Raw genomic sequence first — 18,245 nt, forward strand, 5'->3', positions numbered from 1 at the left:
CGCGTAGACCTGGTGGGCGTCAGCCCGCGACGACCGTGAGGGTGCTCGACCCGTCGCCCCGCCGCCGGACCTCGATCCGCTCGGCCACCGCCTGCTTCATCGCCTCGACGTGCGACACCACCCCGACCACGCGACCGCCGGCGCGGAGCCGCCCGAGCTCGCCGAGCACGGCGTCGAGCGTGTGCGGGTCGAGGCTGCCGAACCCCTCGTCGATGAACAGCGTGCCGAGCTCGACGCCACCCGCCTCGGCGGTGACGACGTCGGCCATCCCGAGCGCCAGGCACAGCGCCACGTAGAACGTCTCGCCGCCGGACAGCGTCCGCGGGTCGCGCCCGGCGCCCGTGGTGTGGTCCAGGACCCGCATCGCCAGGCCGGTGCGCCGGCTGCGGACGTCCTCCTTCTCGTCGCTGCGCTCCAGCTCGTAGCGACCGTCCGACATCTCGCGCAGCCGGTCGTTGGCCGCGGCCACCACGTCCTCGAACCGGCGGACCAGGACGTACGTCGCCAGCGACAGCGCGCGGGCGTTGTCGGCGTCGGCGCCCCCGGCGAGCCGGGCCATCCGCGTGACCGGACCGGCGGCGGACGCGGCGGCGGTGAGCGCGGCGGTCGCGGCGCCGACGTGCACGGCGGCGGCCTCGGCCCGCTCGGCGCGGTCCTGCACCGAGCCGAGCGCGGCCGCGGCCACCTCCGCCTCGGCGCGGGTCCGGGCGAGCGCGTCGTCGAGCGCCGCGACCTGGCCCGCGACGGCGGCGGGGTCCTCGTCCGCGACCGCGGCGACCTCGGGGTCGGCCAGCCCGTCGGCGACCCGCGCGACCGCGGCCCGGTGGGCCTGCACGGCCCGCTCCGCGGCGGCGGCGTCGGTCCCGGCGGCGACCGCGGCGCGGGCCGCGTCCTCGTCCGCGAAGCCCTGCTCGTCCAGCAGCCCGGCGAGCTCCTCGGCCCGGGCGGTCACCGCGCGGTCGGCCTGGGCGCAGCGGTCCAGTGCGGCGAGCACCCCGGCGGCACCGTCGACCCGGGCCTGCTCCGCCCCCTGCCGGGCGAGCACGGTGGGGTGGTCCTCGCGGGCCTGCTCGACCTCGACGCGGTCCGCGGCGATCTGCTGCTCCGCGCGCGCCAGGGCGTGCGACGCCTCGACGTGGGCGTCCCCGAGGCGCACCCGGTCGGACCGCAGCTGCTCGGTGTCGCGGTCGTGCTCGGCGACGGCGGCCTTGAGCCGGTCCCGCGCGTGAGCGGCGGCCTCGGCCTCGGCGAGGTCGTCCTGGCGGAGCCGGACCCGCTCGGCGGCGGCCTCGGCGAGCCCTGCGGCGGCGTCGCCGGGCCCTGCGGCGCCCTCCACCGCGGTCAGGCCCTCGATCCGCTCGCGCAGCCCCGTGCACCGGGCGGTCAGCGACACCACGGTCCCGTCGCACGCGTTGACGGCCTGCTCCGCGGTCCGGCGGTGCTGCTCGGCGGCGGTGACGTCCTCCTCGCGGACGTGGTCCGCGCCCAGCGGCGCCGGGTGCGGGTGCTCCGCGCTCCCGCACACCGGGCACGGCTGGTCGGCGACGAGGCCCGCGGCGAGCTCGCCCGCGAACCCGTCCAGCCGGGCGGTGCGCAGCCGCGCCTCCTCCTGGACCGCCGACCGGGCAGTGGTCGCGGCGGCCGACCGCGCCTCGACGGCCGCCGCCAGGTCCTGCTCGGCGGCGACCAGGTCCCGGACCGCGCCGAGCACGGCCTGCGCGTCCGCGAGGTCCCGCGCGCGGGCGGGGGCCGTCGCCGCGAGGTCGGTGGCGGCGTCCAGCTGCTCGACCAGCGTCGCGCGCCCGGCGGGCCGGTCCGCGAGCAGCGCGTCGGCCTCCGCCATCACGCGCACCCGGATCTCGAGCTCGTCGCGGAGCCGGTCGCGCTCGCGCTCCCGGCGGGGCAGGGCGTCCTCGATCGCGACGACCCGGGCGAGCGTGGCGACCAGCGCCGCGCCCGCCTCCCGGACCGCGCGGAGGGCACCGGGCAGGCCCGGGTCCGCCAGGGCGGCGTCGGCGTCACCCGGCGCCAGACCGGTCGGCGCGGCGTCCAGCGCCGCCCGCAGCTCCTTGCGTGCCCCCGACCGGGCGCCCACGGCGTCGTCCAGGCCGCGCAGCGCCGGGCGCACGACAGCGGCCCGGCGGGCCACGTCCACCCGCGCCACGTCGGCGGCGTGCTGCTCGGCCGCGGACTCCAGCCGGAGCTGCTCGTCCAGCAGGGCCACCCGTCGCCGCACGAGCCGGAGCCGGTCGGCCGCCGCCTGCGCCGCGGTGCGCACCTCGGCCGCGTGCGCGGCGGCGCGGGTCGCGAGCAGCCGCGCCTCGTCGACCTGCTGCCGGAGCGCGGCGAGCCGCTCCTCGACCAGCGCCGGCACCGCCGCGGTGTCGTCCGCCGCGGCGTCGCGCAGCACGGCGACCGCGTCCTCGTCCGCCCCCGACGCCCCCGCGAACCGCGCGACGCACTCCTGCAGGTACGCCCGCGCGTCGGTGACGCCCCGCTGGGCCTCGCGACGCAGCTCGTCGAGCCGCTGCTGCACCTGCTCGTAGACCTCGGTGCCGAAGATCCGCTGCAGCAGGCCGCGGCGCTGCTCGGGGTCGGCGCGCAGGAACGCCGCGAACTCGCCCTGCGGCAGGACCATCGTCTGGACGAACTGCGCCCGGTCCAGGCCCACCACGCGCGTGAGCTCGGCACCGGCCTCGTCCAGCCGCGTCGACAGCAGCTCCCCCGCCGGCGGCTCGTCGCCGTCACGCGGGAGCTCGGGCGCCCCGGTCAGCCGCCACAGCTGCACGGTCGCCTGCTGCCGGGCGCGGCCGGTGCCCCGGCGCTTGGCACGCTCGTAGGCCGGCGTGCGCCGCACCCGGTAGACGCCCGCCCCGGTCTCGAACACGAGCTCGACGACGGTCTCCGTGTCGTCCGCCGCGAACGCCGAGCGCAGCCGGTCCTCGCTGGCCGACGCCGACGCGACCTTCCCGTAGAGCGCGAACACGATCGCGTCGATCACCGTCGACTTGCCCGCCCCGGTCGGACCCTCGAGCAGGAACAGCCCGCCCGCGGACAGCGCGGCGAAGTCGACGACGTGCCGACCCGCGAACGGCCCGACCGCCTGCATCGTGAGGTGGTGCAGCCGCATCAGGCGCTCCGACCCGCGGCGGCGACGTGCTCGTAGGCGCGACGCAGCACCGCGGCCTCGACCTCGGAGGGGCGCCGGCCGCTGACGTGCTCGACGAACTCGGCGGCGACCTCCAGCGGGTCGCGCGCGGCGGTGACCTCCGCGGCGCGGGGCGCCCCGACGCGGGCGGGCGGCTGGTGCTGCACCACGAGGGCGTGCGCGAACCGGGCGCGCACGCGGCGGTACAGGTCGGTCGGACGGTGGTCGTCGGTCACGGTCACCCGGACCCAGTCGGCCACGTGCGCGTCGCCGGCGGGGCCGAGCAAGTCCTCGAGCGGGCCCGTCAGGTCGGTGAGCCGCCGCGGCACCGGCGCCGGGACCAGCCGGACCTCGGGCGCGCCGACGCCGCCGAGGTCGACGAGCGCGGTCGACTTGGCCTGCCGGGCCTCCGAGAACGAGTACGCCAGCGGCGAGCCCGAGTACCGCAGCACCGTCGGGCCGTCCGGGTCGCCGACCCGCTGCGCGCCGTGCAGGTGCCCGAGGGCGACGTAGTCCACCCCGTCGAACACCGCCGCCGGCGCGTGGTCGACGCCACCGACCCGGATGTCCCGCTCCGACTCGCTGGCCGCGCCCCCGACGACGAACGCGTGCGCGAGCACCACGGACCGCGGAGCCGCACGGCCGGCGGCGACGGCGGCCGTGGTGCGCGCGGCCAGGTCGGCGCGCACCCGGTCCATCGCCGCGCCGAGCACGGCGGCGTGCGACCGGGCCAGCGGCTGCTCCGCGTCGGGGGCGGCGAGAGCCCGGCGGGCGGCGTCGGGGTCGAGGTACGGCAGCCCGTAGACGAGCACGTCGCCGTCGGGGCCGCTCAGCTCGACCGGCCGGTCCACGTCCTCCACCCGCGCGAGCACCCGCACCCGGTCCTGCATCACGGCCGCGCCGAAGCCCAGCCGGATCGCGGAGTCGTGGTTGCCCGGCGTCACCACCACGACCGCGTGCTCGGCGAGCCGGCGCAGCGCGTCGGACAGCTGGGCGACCGACTCGACCGGCGGGATCGCGCGGTCGTAGACGTCGCCGGCGACCAGGACGACGTCCACGCGCTCCTCGCGCACGACCTCGACCAGGTGGTCGAGGAACGCCTGCTGGTGCGCCGTCAGGTCGACGCCGTGCAGGGTGCGGCCCAGGTGCCAGTCGGAGGTGTGCAGGAGCCGCATGCGTCGAAACTAGCCGGGACCACCGACATCCCCGCAGTCCCCGGGCATCGCCTGTGGACGACGGGCGTGGCGGGAGCCCGTCAGGCGATGGCGCGCTCGGGCTCGACCTCGATCACACCGGCCATGCCGAGCATGTCGAGCTTGTCGAGCACCTCCCGGTGCGGGTCGCGCAGGGTGACCGGCTGGCCGGTCTCGGTCGCCGCCAGGTGGAGCTGCAGCACGAACGCCAGGCCGGAGGAGTCGATGAACGTCACGTCACCGGCGTCGACCACCACCGGGTCGGTGCTCGTCAGGGCCTGCGCCATCGACGAGCTCGCCTCCGCGCGGAGGGCGCCGTCGACCTCGCCCCACAGCCGGACCACCGTGCGCCCGGCGACGGGCAGCACCTCGATGCCCCCGATCGGGGCGGGCTGGTCGGTCGGGTCCATCGGTTCTCGTCTTCTCTCGTCCTGGGGTGGTGCCGTGCGTGCCCTCGGGGGTGGCTGCCCGGGGCCGTGCGCGGGGCCGCGGAGATCATGGACCGCTGCGGAGCGGTGCGCACCCGGAGGTGTCCCGCCCCCGTCGGCCGGCACTGGCTCACGTCGGTCCTGCTCGGGCGCTTCTGCCGTGGTCAACGCGGCCGGGCCGCCGTTCGTTCCCGTGCGCGGGTGATCTTTGACCGTCCCTTGACCGTACGCGTGGTGGCGCGGCGGTGCACGGCGGTCAGCCGGCGTCCTCGGGCATCGGCTCGGTGACGTCCGCCACGGTCGCGTCGAGCACGCGCACCAGGTCGTCCCCCGCCACCGTCGCCCCCACGCCGTGACCGCCGCCGCCGATCGACGCCGGACGCCCCGGCACCCGCGCGTCGGCGACCACGGGCCACGCCCGCAGCGAGCCGAACGGCGTGATCGTGCCGCGCTCGTAGCCCGTCACCTCGCGGGCGGTCGCGGCGTCCGGCATCGACATCCGGCTGACCCCCAGCAGCGTGCGGAGCTTGGGCCACGAGATGGTCCGGTCACCCGGAACCAGCACGAACAGGTAGTCGTCGTCGCCGCGCCGCACGACCAGCGTCTTGACGATCCCCGAGGGGTCGACGCCCCGGGCGGCGGCGGCCTCGGCCAGCGACCCCACGCGCCCGTGCCGGGTGATCGTGTGCGCGATGCCGGACGCCGCGAGCGCGTCGGCGGCCCGCCGCTCGCCCTCGGCCGGTCCCGCCCCGTCGTCCTGCCCCGTGCTCGTCATGGCCGCCACCCTACGAGCCACCTACGACACGAGCCCGCCGTCCACCACGGCGACCGTCGACCCGTGCCACGTCCGCCGCAGCCAGCGGTCGTGCGACGCGACGACCACCGCACCCGGGGCCTGCCGCAGCGCCTCGGCCAGCTCGTCCGCGAGCGCCAGCGAGATGTGGTTGGTCGGCTCGTCCAGCAGCAGCACGTCCGGCGCCTGCGCGACCAGCAGCGCGAGCACCACCCGGCGCCGCTGCCCGACCGACAGCTCCCGCAGCGGCCGGTCGACGTCCCGCGGCGCCACGAGACCGAGCTCCACCAGCGGGACGACGTCCGGCACCCCGTCGGTCACCAGGCCGTAGACCGTCCGGGGCGTGCGCGCGTCGTCGGACAGCCCGACGTCCTGCTCCAGCAGCGCCACCCGGGCGCCGCGGGCCCGGTGCACGACCCCCGCCCCGGCCGCCACGTCACCGGCGAGCAGGTGCAGCAGCGTCGACTTCCCGGAGCCGTTCGGCCCCGTGACCAGCAGGGCGGTGTCCCGGTGCACGTCGAGCGCGGCCACCGTGATCCGGCCGTCGACCCGCGCGCCGCGCACCGCGAGCAGCGCACCGTCCGCCGCGGTGCCGGTCGCGGTGCCGCCGGTCGTGAGCGTGCCCCGGAACCGCAGCGGACGCGGCGGGCGCGGCACCGGCGCGGCCTCGATGTCGTCGAGGCGTCTGCGGGCGTCCCGGACCCGGCGGGACACCTGGTGCGCGACCCGGTCCGCGTAGCGGCCGTAGGACATCTTGTTGCGGTCCGTCATCGCCCGGCCCGGCGCGACCGACCGCGCGGACCCGTCCGAGCCCAGCGACGCGCGCAGCGCCGCGACCTCGTCGCGCTCGGCCTCCCACCGCTCCTGCCACCGCCGGCGCGCCACCCGCTGCGCCTCCCGGTAGTCCGCGAACCGAGCGCCGACCACGCGGACGCCGCCCAGCACCGGGTCGAGGTCGAGCACCTCGGTCGCCACCTCGTCGAGGAACACCCGGTCGTGGCTCGCGAGCACGACGGCGCCCGGCAGGTCGACCAGGGACGCCGCGAGGAACTCCGCGGCCGCGTCGTCGAGGTGGTTGGTCGGCTCGTCCAGCAGCACGGCACCCGGGCGTCGGACCAGCACCGCCGCGAGCGCCAGCCGGCTGCGCTGACCGCCGGACAGGGTGCGGCTCGGGCGCGCGGGGTCCACGCCCGCCAGGCCGAGGCCCGCGAGGACCCGCTGCGCCCGGGCGTCGGCGTCCCAGACCTCGGCGGCCTGCGCGCGGGCGAGCGCGAGGTCGTAGCGGGTCGCCGGGTCGTCGGTGCCGTCGGCGCCCTCGGTCCCGAGCGCCGCCGCGGCGTCCTCGAGCTCGGCCGCCACCGCCCGGACGGCCGCGAGCGCGTCCTCGACGACGTCGTGCACCGTGGCCTCCGGCCCGAACGGCGGCTCCTGGTGCAGGTGCGCCAGGTCGTCGGGCCGGTGCACGGCACCGGAGTCGGGTCGGTCGGCTCCGGCCAGCAGCCGGAGCAGGGTGGACTTGCCCGCGCCGTTTTCGCCGACCACGGCGAGCCGGTGGCCCGGCGCGACGGCGAGGCTGACGTCGGTCAGCACGCGGCGGTCGCCGAACAGGCGGGAGACCCCCACGGCGCGCAGGACCGGGGAGTCGGGAGGACGGACGGGGTCGCCGGGTACCGGCATCGCAGATCACCACCAGGAGCACCGGGGCCGCGTCGGCGGCGTCGGCGCGAGTCGGGACAGGACTCGGGGCGGCTCAGATCCACATGACGCCGACCGTACGGTCGGCCGACCCCGGCCGTCGACCTGTTTCCGGCGTCGCCGGTCCGCTCAGCGCCCCCGGACGCCGCCGAGACAGGACCGCCCCGCCGAGACAGGACCCGCAGACGTCCTGTCTCGGCGCGGAGGCCCTGTCTCGGCGAGCCCGTCGGCGCGGACCGGGCCGGGGGCGGGGCGGGAGCGGGGGCCCGGGATCCGCCCTCGGCGAATCGAGATCGCGTGGACGGGGCGGGTGCGGTGACAATGGACCGCCGTGACTGCCGCCGACCCCACCTCCCCCGCTCCCGCCCCTCGTGGCGGGGACGCCGGCGACGGCGCGGGTCGGCCCCGGCGTCGACGCGGCGGGCGCGGCCGACGCCCGGCCACCGCCACGTCGCAGCAGCCCGACCCGCAGCGCCCGGCCCGCGGTGACCAGGCCCGCGGTGACCGGACCCGCCGCCTCGCCGCGCTCGCCGACGCCCGTCGCGCCGCCGTCCTCCCGCCGGTCACCTACCCGGAGCAGCTGCCCGTCTCGGCCCGCCGGTCGGAGATCGCCGCGGCGATCCGGGACCACCAGGTCGTGATCGTCGCGGGCGAGACCGGCTCCGGGAAGACCACCCAGCTGCCGAAGATCGCCCTCGAGCTCGGTCGCGGCCGGGACGGCCAGATCGGCCACACCCAGCCCCGCCGGATCGCGGCGCGCACGGTCGCGGAGCGGATCGCCGAGGAGCTCGGCACCAGCATCGGCGAGCTGGTCGGCTACCAGGTGCGGTTCACCGACGAGTCGTCGGAGCGGACGCTCGTCAAGGTGATGACCGACGGCATCCTGCTCGCGCAGATCCAGCGGGACCCGGAGCTGCGGGCGTACGACACGCTGATCATCGACGAGGCGCACGAGCGGTCGCTCAACATCGACTTCATCCTCGGGTACCTGGCGCAGCTGCTGCCGCGGCGCCCGGACCTGAAGGTCGTCATCACGTCCGCGACCATCGACTCGGCGCGGTTCGCGGCGCACTTCGCCGGCCCCGCGGACGCCGAGCACCCCGACGGCGTGCCCGCGCCGGTGGTCGAGGTCACCGGCCGCACGTACCCGGTGGAGATCCGGTACCGCCCGCTGTCCCCGGACGTCCCCACGGACGACCCCGACGACCCGACGCCCGCGCGCCCGGCGAAGGGCCCGGGCCGGGGTGCGCCCGCGAAGACCCCGCCGCCGCCCGAGGACCGCGACCTGATGACCGCGATCTGCGAGGCGGTCGACGAGCTCAGCGCGGAGGGCCCGGGCGACGTCCTGGTGTTCCTGTCCGGCGAGCGGGAGATCCGCGACGCGGAGGAGGCCCTGCGCGGGCACCTGGGCGTGCGGGTGCAGGACTCCCGCCGGCCGGACGCGGTCGAGCTGCTGCCGCTGTACGGGCGGCTGTCCGCCGCCGAGCAGCACCGGGTGTTCCAGCAGCACGGCACCCGTCGGGTCGTCCTGGCCACGAACGTCGCGGAGACGTCGCTGACCGTGCCCGGCATCCGGTACGTCGTCGACCCGGGCACGGCGCGCATCTCCCGGTACTCGAAGGCCACGAAGGTCCAGCGGCTGCCGATCGAGCCGATCTCGCAGGCGTCCGCGAACCAGCGGTCCGGCCGGTGCGGGCGCGTCGCCGACGGCATCGCGATCCGGTTGTACTCCGAGGACGACTTCGGTTCCCGGCCCCGGTTCACCGAGCCGGAGATCCTGCGCACGTCGCTGGCGTCCGTGATCCTGCAGATGATCTCCGCGGGCGTCGCGACCGGGCCGGACGACGTCGCGGCGTTCCCGTTCGTCGACCCGCCGGACACGCGGGCCGTGCGCGACGGCGTGCAGCTGCTCACCGAGCTGAACGCGCTGGACGCGGGACCCGCCGGCACGCGGCTCACCGACACCGGCCGCGCCCTGGCGCAGCTGCCGATGGACCCGCGGCTCGCGCGGATGATCGTCGAGGGCGGGCGGCGTGGTGTCGCGCGCGAGGTCATGGTCATCGCGGCCGCGCTGTCGATCCAGGACCCCCGCGAGCGTCCCGTCGAGAACCGCGCGCACGCCGACCAGCTGCACGCGCGGTTCGCCGACCCGTCGTCGGACTTCCTGTCGTACCTGAACCTGTGGCAGTACGTGCGGGACGCCCAGCGCGACCTGTCCGGGTCGGCGTTCCGGCGGATGTGCAAGGCGGAGCACCTCAACTACCTGCGGCTGCGGGAGTGGCAGGACGTCGTCACGCAGCTCAAGGAGATGGCCAAGCCGCTCGGGATCGCCGTGAACCCCCCGCGGCGCACCGACCGGGACCTGGCCGCCGACCGCGACCCGGCCACCGAGGGCCGCGGCGCGCTGCGCCTCGAGTGGGACGGCGACCGCGTGCACGTGGCGCTGCTGGCCGGGCTGCTCTCCCAGATCGGCATGCAGGAGGCCTCCGACCTCACCGGCGGCGGCGCCGCGAAGGGTCGCCAGCAGGGCGGTCGCGACGGCCGCGCCCCGGACCGTCGGGGCCGCAACGAGTACCTGGGCGCGCGCGGTGCCCGGTTCGCGATCTTCCCGGGCTCGGGCCTCGCGAAGAAGCCGCCGGCCTGGATCATGGCGGGCGAGCTCGTCGAGACCTCGCGCCTGTGGGCCCGGGACGCCGCGCGCATCCAGCCGGAGTGGGCGGAGGACCTGGCGTCGCACCTGGTCAAGCGCTCCTACTCCGAGCCGTCGTGGTCGTCCAAGCAGGGCGCCGCGATGGCCGTCGAGCGGGTGATGCTCTACGGCGTCCCGATCGTCACCGGCCGCCGCGTCCTGTTCGCCAAGGTCGACGCCGAGCACGCGCGCGAGCTGTTCATCCGGCACGCGCTCGTCGAGGGCGACTGGACCACCCACCACGCGTTCTTCGCGGAGAACCGCCGGCTCCTCGACGAGGCGGAGGACCTGGAGGCCCGGTCCCGTCGCCGCGGCCTGGTCGTCGACGACGACGCGCTGTTCGCGTTCTACGACGAGCGCATCCCCGAGGACGTCGTGTCGGCGCGGCACTTCGACCAGTGGTGGAAGGGCACCCGGCGCGAGCACCCGGACCTGCTGACGTTCACGCGCGAGCTGCTGGTGGCCGACGACTCCGGTGTCGACGAGTCCTCGTTCCCGTCGACCTGGCCGCAGGGCGACCTGGAGCTGCCGCTGACCTACCAGTTCCAGCCCGGCACCGACGCGGACGGCGTCACCGTGCACGTGCCGCTCGTCGCGCTCGCGCGGGTCCGGCCCGAGGGGTTCGACTGGATGGTCCCGGGGCTGCGCGAGGAGCTGGCGACCGCCACGATCCGCGCCCTGCCGAAGCCGGTCCGGGTCCAGCTCGTCCCGGCGCCGGACGTGGCGCGCGACGTCGTGACCTGGCTGGACGCGCACGCCGCCTCCTGGGCGGACACGGTCCGGGCCGCCGACGCCGCGCCGTCGTTCCACGACGCGTTCCGGCAGGCGGTGCGGGCGCTGCGCGACGTCGACGTGCCGGCGGCCGCGTTCGACGCCGAGAAGCTGCCCCCGCACCTGCGGGTCACGTTCCGCGTGGTCGACGACCGGGGTCGGGTCGTCGACGAGGGCAAGGAGCTGGCCGTGCTGCAGCGCCGGCTCGCCGCGCGCACCCAGGACGCGGTGAGCAGCGCCGTCCGCACCGCGGTCCGGGACGCGATGGCGGACGCCCGCGCAGCCGGCGGCGCCGCACCGGCACCCACGGCGCCGGTGCCCGGCCGACGGCCCGCGCCGACCCCGGCCCTGCCCGGCTTCGACGGCACCGACCTCACCACGTGGCCGGACCTGCCGGGCGGCGCGCTGCCCGAGCGGGTCGAGACCCAGGACCCGAGCGGCCTGACCGTCCGCGGCTACCCCGCGCTCGTCGAGCACGGCGGACCGTCCGGCGTGCGGGTCCGGGTGGAGGTGCTGGCCGACGCCGGCGAGCAGGCCGTCCGGCACCGCGCGGGCCTGCGCCGGCTGCTGCTGCTCGACGTCGGCCTGCCCGCGGGCCGGATCACCAGCCGGTGGACGGGGACGCAGGCGCTGACGCTCGCAGCCAGCCCGTACCCGAGCACGGACGCGCTGGTCACGGATGTGCAGCTCGCCGCCGTCGACCGGCTCCTGACCGCGCACCTCGGCGACCGCCCGGCGACCTCGGTCCGCACCGCGGACACCTACGCCGCCGCGCGCACCGCCGTCCGGGCCGGGCTGGAGGACACGGTGCACGGCGTCGTCGGCGACCTCGTCGCGGTGCTCGCCGCCGCCCGGGACCTCGACGGCGCGGTCCGCGGCACCCGGTCGCTCGCGCTGCTCGGCGCGGTCCAGGACGTGAAGCAGCAGGCCGAGGCGCTGGTCCACGACGGGTTCGTCGCCGAGACCGGGGCCGAGCGGCTGCCGCACCTCGCCCGCTACCTGCGCGCCGCCGCCCGCCGCCTCGACAAGGCCGGCGACAACCCCGCGCGCGACGAGCAGCTCGCCTGGCAGGTGCGCGACCTGGAGCAGCTGCTCGGCCAGACCCGGGCCCGCATCACGTCCCGGACGCTGGTCCCCGCCGACCTGGCCGCGCTCGACGAGGTCCGCTGGCTGCTCGAGGAGCTCCGCGTCAGCCTGTTCGCCCAGCAGCTCGGCACCCCGACGCCGGTCAGCGAGAAGCGCATCCGCAAGGCCCTGTCCGCACTGGCGTGAGGCGCGGTCCGGGGTCTGTGCAGGTGGTCGGAGCGCCCGCCCGTCCCCTCATCGGGCCGTTACGGTCTCGGGATGCGGGTGGGCATCTACGTGGACGGGTACAACCTCTACTACGGGGGGCGGCATCTCGCTGCGTCGAGCACAGCGCACTGGAAGTGGCTGGACGTCCGCCGCCTGCTGTCGGACGTCGTCGGCGCCCAGCGCGGGTGGCCCGGGGCGTCGATCGAGCGGATCGTGTACTGCACGGCGCGCATCGACGCACGGATCAACCCCGAGGGCCACGCCGAGCAGGACGTCTACCTCAAGGCGCTGCTGGCCTCCGCGAGCGTCGACCACATCGAGTACGGCAAGTACGTCACCGGCGTCCGTGCGCGCCCCCTGGCCGTCAGGGGCCCGACGCCCGCGGCGGCGCCGACGCTCGTGCGGGCGGACTGGCCGATCATGGTGCAGTCGGCTCTCGGCACCGCGCAGCCGGACGCCCTGTTCATGGTGTCGACCCTGCACCAGGAGGAGAAGGGCAGTGACGTCAACGTCGCCTCGCACCTCCTGGTCGACGCGCTGAGCGGGCAGATCGACGCCGCGGTCGTGGTGTCGAACGACTCGGATCTGAAGTACCCCGTCCAGCTCGTCCGGACCCGCATCCCGCTCGGCGTGGTGAACCCGCGAGGAGGTCACCATGCCGGCGACCTCCGAGGCCGCCCGGATGACGGCGCCGGGCGGCACTGGTGGCGGCGCCTCGGCCTCGCCGACTTCACAGCGCACCAGCTCCCGGAGACGGTGGGCGGGTACACCCGCCCACCGAGATGGTGAGGTCGCCCGCGGCCGATGGTCCTGTATAGTGGTGCACATAACTCACCCGGTCCCTCGTGGGCCGGGTTTTTCTCTGCCCTCCCGGCCCACGAGGGCGGCGCCGGACGCGCCGGTGGGCGCGGGCCTGCCGGCCTCAGCCCTCGTGCGAGAGCCGCGCGTAGTCCTGGTCCTTGGTCTCCTTGGACAGGAGCAGCGCGACCAGGGTGAGGACGCCCATCGCCGACAGGTACACGCCGACCAGCCACGTCCCGCCGTCCGCCGCCGCCCACAGGGCCAGCGCGACGATCGGCGCGAGCGCCGCACCGAGGATCGACGACACGTTGTACGCGACGGCCGAGCCCGTGTAGCGGACGTTGGTCGGGAACAGCTCGGGCAGCAGCGCACCCATCGGGCCGAACGTCGCGCCCATCAGCATGAACCCGAGCACCAGGAACGCCTGGGTCAGGGCCCCGGTGAAGACGAGGTCCTCGCGGACGGTCAGGAACAGCCCGAACGACAGCCCGAACACGATGATCAGCGACGTCACCCCGATGAGCAGCTTGCGCCGGCCGACCCGGTCCGCGAGCGGGCCGGACAGCATCGTGAAGATGCCGAAGAAGATCACGCCGATGATCTGCATGAGCACGAAGTGCACGTAGGGGATGCCGAGGCCGCCGGGCTCGCCGTCCTCCGGCGCGACCGCGCGGGTGCCGAACGTCAGCGTGAAGTTCGTCATCAGGTAGAACAGCACGTAGGTCGCCAGCATGATGAACGTGCCGAGGATCGTCTCGCGCCAGTGGTACCGCAGCGTCGTGCCGAGCGGGATCTTGGTGATCCGGCCCTTCTTCTCGGCCGCGGAGAACGCCTCCGACTCGACCAGCCGCAGCCGGACCCACAGGCCGATGATCACCATGACGGCCGAGAACAGGAACGGCACGCGCCAGCCCCACGACATGAACGCCGCGGAGCCCTGGCCGAGCACGCCGTTGATGACGAGGAAGATGCCGTTCGCGATGATGAAGCCGAGCGGGGCGCCGAGCTGCGGGAACGTCCCGTACCAGGCGCGCTTGCCGGCGGGGGCGTTCTCGGTGGCGACCAGCGCCGCGCCGGACCACTCGCCGCCGAGCGCGAAGCCCTGGGCGAGCCGCAGCACCAGCAGCAGCACCGCCGCGGAGACGCCGATGTGGTCGAACGTCGGCAGCACGCCGATCAGGAACGTCGCGATGCCCATCGTCAGCAACGAGTAGACGAGGGTCGTCTTGCGGCCCCGCCGGTCGCCGAGGTGGCCGTAGAACACCGCGCCGACCGGCCGGGCGATCATCGCCGCGCCGAACACCGCGAACGACGCGAGCAGCGCGGTGGTGTCGTTGCCGGTGGGGAAGAACAGCTTCGGGAACACGAGCACCGCGGCGGTCGCGTACACGTAGAAGTCGTAGAACTCGATGGTGGTGCCCACGAGGCTCGCGGCGATGACGCGCGACGGCGAGTTCAGCGGCCGGCTCTCGGCCGGCGTGGCGGTGGGCGCTGCGGTGGCGGACATGCGGGTCGACTCCGGTGGTGCGGCGGTGGCGGGCACGCCGGCACCGGCGGACGTCGGTGACGGTCGGCTCGCAGGTCGGCCCCGGGACGGTCGGTGCTCCAGCGCGTCTGCGACCTTACGCCGTCTCAGCCAGCAGACAGAGCGCGTCCACGGAATGGACGGTGCCTCCGCGGGCGTCCACAGCCACTCGGAGCGCGAGGGCTGTGCACGCACGGGCGGGCGTGTCGGACCGGTGCGGCAGAGTGGCAGCCATGACCAGCACCGACGCCCTCGACCCCGGACCCGTCGCCCCGGCACGCCGCTGCTTCGGCGACGGCGACCCGCTGTACGAGGCGTACCACGACGAGGAGTGGGGCGTGCCCGTGCACGGCGACCGCGCGCTGTACGAGCGGATGACGCTCGAGGCGTTCCAGTCGGGCCTCGCCTGGATCACGGTGCTCCGCAAGCGCGAGGGCTTCCGGGCGGCGTTCGCGGACTTCGACGCCGAGGTCGTGGCCGGCTACGACGAGCACGACGTCGAGCGGCTGATGGCCGACACCGGCATCATCCGGAACCGGGCGAAGATCACCGCCGCGATCGCCAACGCCCGCGCGCTGCTGGACCTGCACGCCGCGGGCCGCACGCTCGACGAGGTGTTCTGGTCCGCCGCGCCGCCGCGCGCCGAGGCCGACCGGCCGCGCTCGTTCGCGGACGTCCCGGCCAGCACACCGGAGTCGGTGGCGCTGGCCAAGGAGCTCAAGCGGCTCGGCTTCCGGTTCGTCGGCCCGACGACGGCCTACGCGGCGATGCAGGCGTGCGGGATGGTGGACGACCACCTGGCCGGGTGCCCGGTCGTACTGGCCCGCACGGGCGTCTGACACCACACGCCCGTCGGGGACGGGCAGTTCTTCGACCAGTTCGCGGACGTACTCGGGAAGGGATGGTGGCGGTGACCCGGTACACGGTGACGGCCGAGCGGGGCCGACGGTGGTGGCTGCTGCAGTGCGTCGAGGTCCCCGGAGCCCTGTCCGAGGTGGCCCGGCTCGACCAGGCGGACGACGCGATGCGTGAGGCCATCGCCTTCGTCGCCCAGGTCGAGCCGAGCGACGTCGAGATCGTCCTCCAGCCGGTGGTGCCGCCCACCGTCGACGAGCACGTCGAGCTCGCCGCCCGCTACCGCGAGCAGGCGCAGCGGGCGAACAGCGCGGCAGCGCGCGAGTCGAGGGCCGCAGCCCGGGCGCTGCGCGAGGCCGGGCTGTCGGTCCGGGACGTCGGCACGGTGCTGGGCGTGTCGCACCAGCGCGCGCACCAGCTGCTCACCGCCTGACGCGCGCCCCCGCGCCGAGGTGCGCGTGACCGCCCGTCAGTACGAGGCGGTCAGCGACGAGATGACGACGGACACCACGATCGTCAGCGCCAGCGCGCCGAGCCCGACGAGCAGCCCCCAGCGCCACCACCAGGCCACCGTCACCTCGCGGTCCGCACCGGACGCCGCGACCTCCTCCGGGGACAGCGGCCGCGTGGCCCACCCCTGGTCGGTCGCGGTCGCGAGCGCGTACCGGTACCCGAACGCCACCTGGAACAGCCAGAAGAAGTGGAAGTACCCGTAGTTCAGCACGAGCGCCTGCGTCGGGCTCACCTGCCGCGACACGTTCTTGCGTCCCCAGCCGAAGAAGATCACTGCCACCCCTGTCGTCGACGGCCGCGGCCGGTGCCGCGCCGGGGCGACCCTAGCGGGATCCCGACCGCGGCGGCTCTGCAGTCACCCGCGCGGCGGCACGCACCCGCGCGGCGGGCACCGGCCGCGCTCAGCGGACCGCGACGTCCTGGAACGCGCGCACCGGCGACCCGTCGACGTCCACCGCGAACCGCAGCACCGCCCCGCCCAGCCGCTGCTCCGTGGTCTCCGGACCCGGCAGGGCGTCCCCGCCCGTCCCGGACCCGCCGGTCGAGGCCGTGGTGACGAACAGGTCACCGGACCCGGGCGCCCCGAAACCCGCGCACGTGACGTTCGGCGTCGGCACCGCGTACGCGCCGAGCGGCGTCCCGTCCGCGGCGAACCGGAGCACGTGCCCGCCGCCGTACAGGGCGACCCACAGCCCGCCGTCCGCGTCGACGGTCGTGCCGTCGGGCTGCGGCCCACCGTCCGCGAGCGCCAGGAACGGCTCCGGGGTGCCGACCTCGCCGGTGCCCACGTCGTAGGGCATCCGGAAGACGACGCCCGCGGCGGTGTCGGTGAGGTAGAGGGTCCCGCCGTCCGGGCTCCACGCGAGCCCGTTGCCGAGCCCGACGCCGGTGACCGGCGTGTCCACCCGCAGCGCGCCCCCGCCCGCGCCCCGGCCCGCGCCCGCGTCCGGGTCCGGGTCCGCGACGACCCGGTGCACCACCCCGTCCCCGGCGACACCGGCGCGGGGCATCGTCGTGATCCAGAGCCGCCCGGCCCCGTCGCACGCGCCGTCGTTGAACCGGTAGTCCGCGGGCATGCCGTCCGGTCGGGTCAGCGGACCGAGCCGGGTGCCGTCGTGCACGCCGAGCCCGTCGGCGGTGGCCAGCAGCAGCCCGCCCGACGCGGCCGGCCACGCGAGGCCCACCGGCGACGGGCAGCTGAGGACGCCGTCCCGGTCGGGGTCGGCGTCCGCCCAGCGGTGCACGGCGCGACCGTCGATGTCGACCCAGACGAGCGTCCCGGTCCGGGCGTCCCAGAGCGGGCGCTCGCCGAGCTCCGCGCGCTGGTCGCCCACCACCTCCCCGTCGGTCCGCGCCCCCGTCGTCAGGTCGCGGACGTCGAGGCGGTCGCGGGCGGCGGGACGGGGCAGCGTGGACAGGTCGAGGGGAGTCATCCCCCGCACGATGGCACGGGCTCGTCGGTCCCGCGCCTCAGACGCCCGACCAGGCGGTGAGCTTCTCCGGGTTGAGCACGATCCACACGTCGACCACCGCCCCGGCCGCGACACCGACGGACACCACGCCCAGCAGCCGTCCGGCGTGCCGCAGCAGCAGCACCGGACCGTCGACCGACGCCGCCGGCTCGAGCACCGCCCCGGGGTTCTTGGCCAGCACGCCGAGCAGGAACCGGGCGACCCGGTCCGCGCCGACCACGGGGCGGCGGGCGGCGGACACGTGCCCGCCGCCGTCGGCCCGCAGCTCGACCGCCGGGTCGAGCAGCGCGACGAGCGCACCGAGGTCACCGCCGGCGGCCGCGGCGGCGAACGCGCGGGTCACCTCCGCGTGCGCGGCGGGTGCGGTGTCCAGGGCCGGGTGCGCGTGCACCTTCCGGCGCGCGGACGTCGCGAGCTGCCGGGTCGCCGCGGACGACCGGCCGACCACCTCCGCGATCTCCGCGAACGGCGTGCCGAACACGTCGTGCAGGACGAACGCCACCCGCTCGGCCGGGGTCAGCCGCTCGAGCACGACCAGCAGCGCGCTGCCGACCGCCTCGTCGAGGGTGACCCGGTCCGCGGGGTCGACCGCCGGCGCGCCCGCGAGCGGCGCGGCGCCGGGCAGCGGCTCCGGCAGCCACTCCCCGACGTACCGTTCGCGGCGTGCCCGGGCCGAGCCGAGGACGTCCAGGCACACCCGCCCGGCCACGCGGGTCAGCCAGGCGCGCGGGGACACCACGGCCTCGCGGTCGCGCGGGTCCATGCGGTACCAGCGGACGTAGGTCTCCTGGACCGCCTCCTCGGCGTCCGCGAGCGTGCCGAGCATCCGGTAGGCCAGGGCCAGCAGGTGCCGCCGCTCGCCCTCGACCGCGGCCACGAGGGCGTCGTCGTCGTCGGTCACCGGCTCAGCGTGCCCGAGCGGCGAGCCAGGTGGCCAGGGTCGTGGGGGGGGGGGGGGGGGGCCCCCCCCCCCCCCGGGGGGGGGGGGGGGGGCGGGGGGCGGGCGGCGCGCCCGGGGCGGACCCCTCCCCGGGGGCGGGGCGCTCCCACACGGCGGCCGGGGCGGCGG

General features: G+C 76.4%; 13 protein-coding genes. 4 read left to right on the top strand and 9 right to left on the bottom strand.

Annotation, left to right across the window (positions count from 1 at the left end):
• Window positions 1–19: 19 nt before the first annotated feature.
• From ACFVXN_RS15780 to ACFVXN_RS15800, 5 genes are all read right to left on the bottom strand, one after another.
• Window positions 20–3,130 (bottom strand): AAA family ATPase, encoded by a 3,111-nt coding sequence (locus tag ACFVXN_RS15780; protein ID WP_389234490.1) that lies wholly within the window; start codon window positions 3,128–3,130, stop codon window positions 20–22.
• Window positions 3,130–4,323, bottom strand: coding sequence for an exonuclease SbcCD subunit D (locus tag ACFVXN_RS15785; protein ID WP_389234493.1), 1,194 nt, complete (start codon window positions 4,321–4,323; stop codon window positions 3,130–3,132). Before ACFVXN_RS15785 ends, ACFVXN_RS15780 begins: the two co-directional genes overlap by 1 nt.
• An 80-nt stretch (window positions 4,324–4,403) precedes the next feature.
• Window positions 4,404–4,751, bottom strand: coding sequence for an STAS domain-containing protein (locus tag ACFVXN_RS15790; RefSeq protein ID WP_389234496.1), 348 nt, complete (start codon window positions 4,749–4,751; stop codon window positions 4,404–4,406).
• Between the two features lie 274 nt (window positions 4,752–5,025).
• On the bottom strand, window positions 5,026–5,544 hold the full coding sequence (locus ACFVXN_RS15795; protein ID WP_389234500.1) for an aminoacyl-tRNA deacylase: 519 nt from the start codon (window positions 5,542–5,544) through the stop codon (window positions 5,026–5,028).
• A 21-nt stretch (window positions 5,545–5,565) separates the two neighbouring features.
• Window positions 5,566–7,185, bottom strand: a complete 1,620-nt coding sequence (locus ACFVXN_RS15800; protein ID WP_389234503.1) for an ABC-F family ATP-binding cassette domain-containing protein — start codon at window positions 7,183–7,185, stop codon at window positions 5,566–5,568.
• Window positions 7,186–7,588: 403 nt separating this feature from the next.
• Between ACFVXN_RS15800 and hrpA the strand changes: the two genes are divergently transcribed.
• Complete coding sequence (hrpA, locus tag ACFVXN_RS15805; protein WP_389234506.1) at window positions 7,589–11,989, top strand: ATP-dependent RNA helicase HrpA; 4,401 nt, start codon at window positions 7,589–7,591, stop codon at window positions 11,987–11,989.
• Between the two features lie 72 nt (window positions 11,990–12,061).
• Window positions 12,062–12,799 (top strand): NYN domain-containing protein, encoded by a 738-nt coding sequence (locus tag ACFVXN_RS15810; RefSeq protein WP_389234509.1) that lies wholly within the window; start codon window positions 12,062–12,064, stop codon window positions 12,797–12,799.
• Window positions 12,800–12,932: 133 nt separating this feature from the next.
• Here the strand turns inward: ACFVXN_RS15810 and ACFVXN_RS15815 are convergent, their stop codons facing one another.
• A complete protein-coding gene (locus ACFVXN_RS15815; RefSeq protein ID WP_389234512.1) occupies window positions 12,933–14,318 on the bottom strand; it encodes an MFS transporter in 1,386 nt (461 codons plus the stop codon).
• Window positions 14,319–14,569: 251 nt separating this feature from the next.
• Between ACFVXN_RS15815 and ACFVXN_RS15820 the strand changes: the two genes are divergently transcribed.
• Together ACFVXN_RS15820 and ACFVXN_RS15825 are read left to right on the top strand one after the other, a co-directional pair.
• Window positions 14,570–15,175, top strand: a complete 606-nt coding sequence (locus tag ACFVXN_RS15820) for a DNA-3-methyladenine glycosylase I (RefSeq protein ID WP_389234515.1) — start codon at window positions 14,570–14,572, stop codon at window positions 15,173–15,175.
• Window positions 15,176–15,246: 71 nt separating this feature from the next.
• Window positions 15,247–15,624, top strand: a complete 378-nt coding sequence (locus ACFVXN_RS15825; RefSeq protein WP_389234518.1) for a hypothetical protein — start codon at window positions 15,247–15,249, stop codon at window positions 15,622–15,624.
• A 36-nt stretch (window positions 15,625–15,660) separates the two neighbouring features.
• Here ACFVXN_RS15825 and ACFVXN_RS15830 read toward each other — a convergent pair whose 3' ends face one another.
• The 3 genes from ACFVXN_RS15830 to sigJ all read right to left on the bottom strand — a co-directional run bounded on the left by ACFVXN_RS15830 (window position 15,661) and on the right by sigJ (window position 18,077).
• Window positions 15,661–15,984, bottom strand: a complete 324-nt coding sequence (locus ACFVXN_RS15830) for a hypothetical protein (protein WP_389234521.1) — start codon at window positions 15,982–15,984, stop codon at window positions 15,661–15,663.
• A 121-nt stretch (window positions 15,985–16,105) separates the two neighbouring features.
• Entirely contained in the window at window positions 16,106–17,137 is a 1,032-nt protein-coding gene (locus ACFVXN_RS15835) for an SMP-30/gluconolactonase/LRE family protein (protein ID WP_389234524.1), read from the bottom strand.
• Window positions 17,138–17,174: 37 nt separating this feature from the next.
• The gene (sigJ, locus tag ACFVXN_RS15840) at window positions 17,175–18,077 is read right to left on the bottom strand and encodes an RNA polymerase sigma factor SigJ (RefSeq protein WP_389234527.1); all 903 of its coding nucleotides are present in this window, start codon (window positions 18,075–18,077) and stop codon (window positions 17,175–17,177) included.
• Window positions 18,078–18,245: the final 168 nt, after the last annotated feature.

The organism is Cellulomonas sp. NPDC058312, from assembly GCF_042880135.1.
Taxonomy (GTDB): Bacteria; Actinomycetota; Actinomycetes; order Actinomycetales; family Cellulomonadaceae; genus Cellulomonas.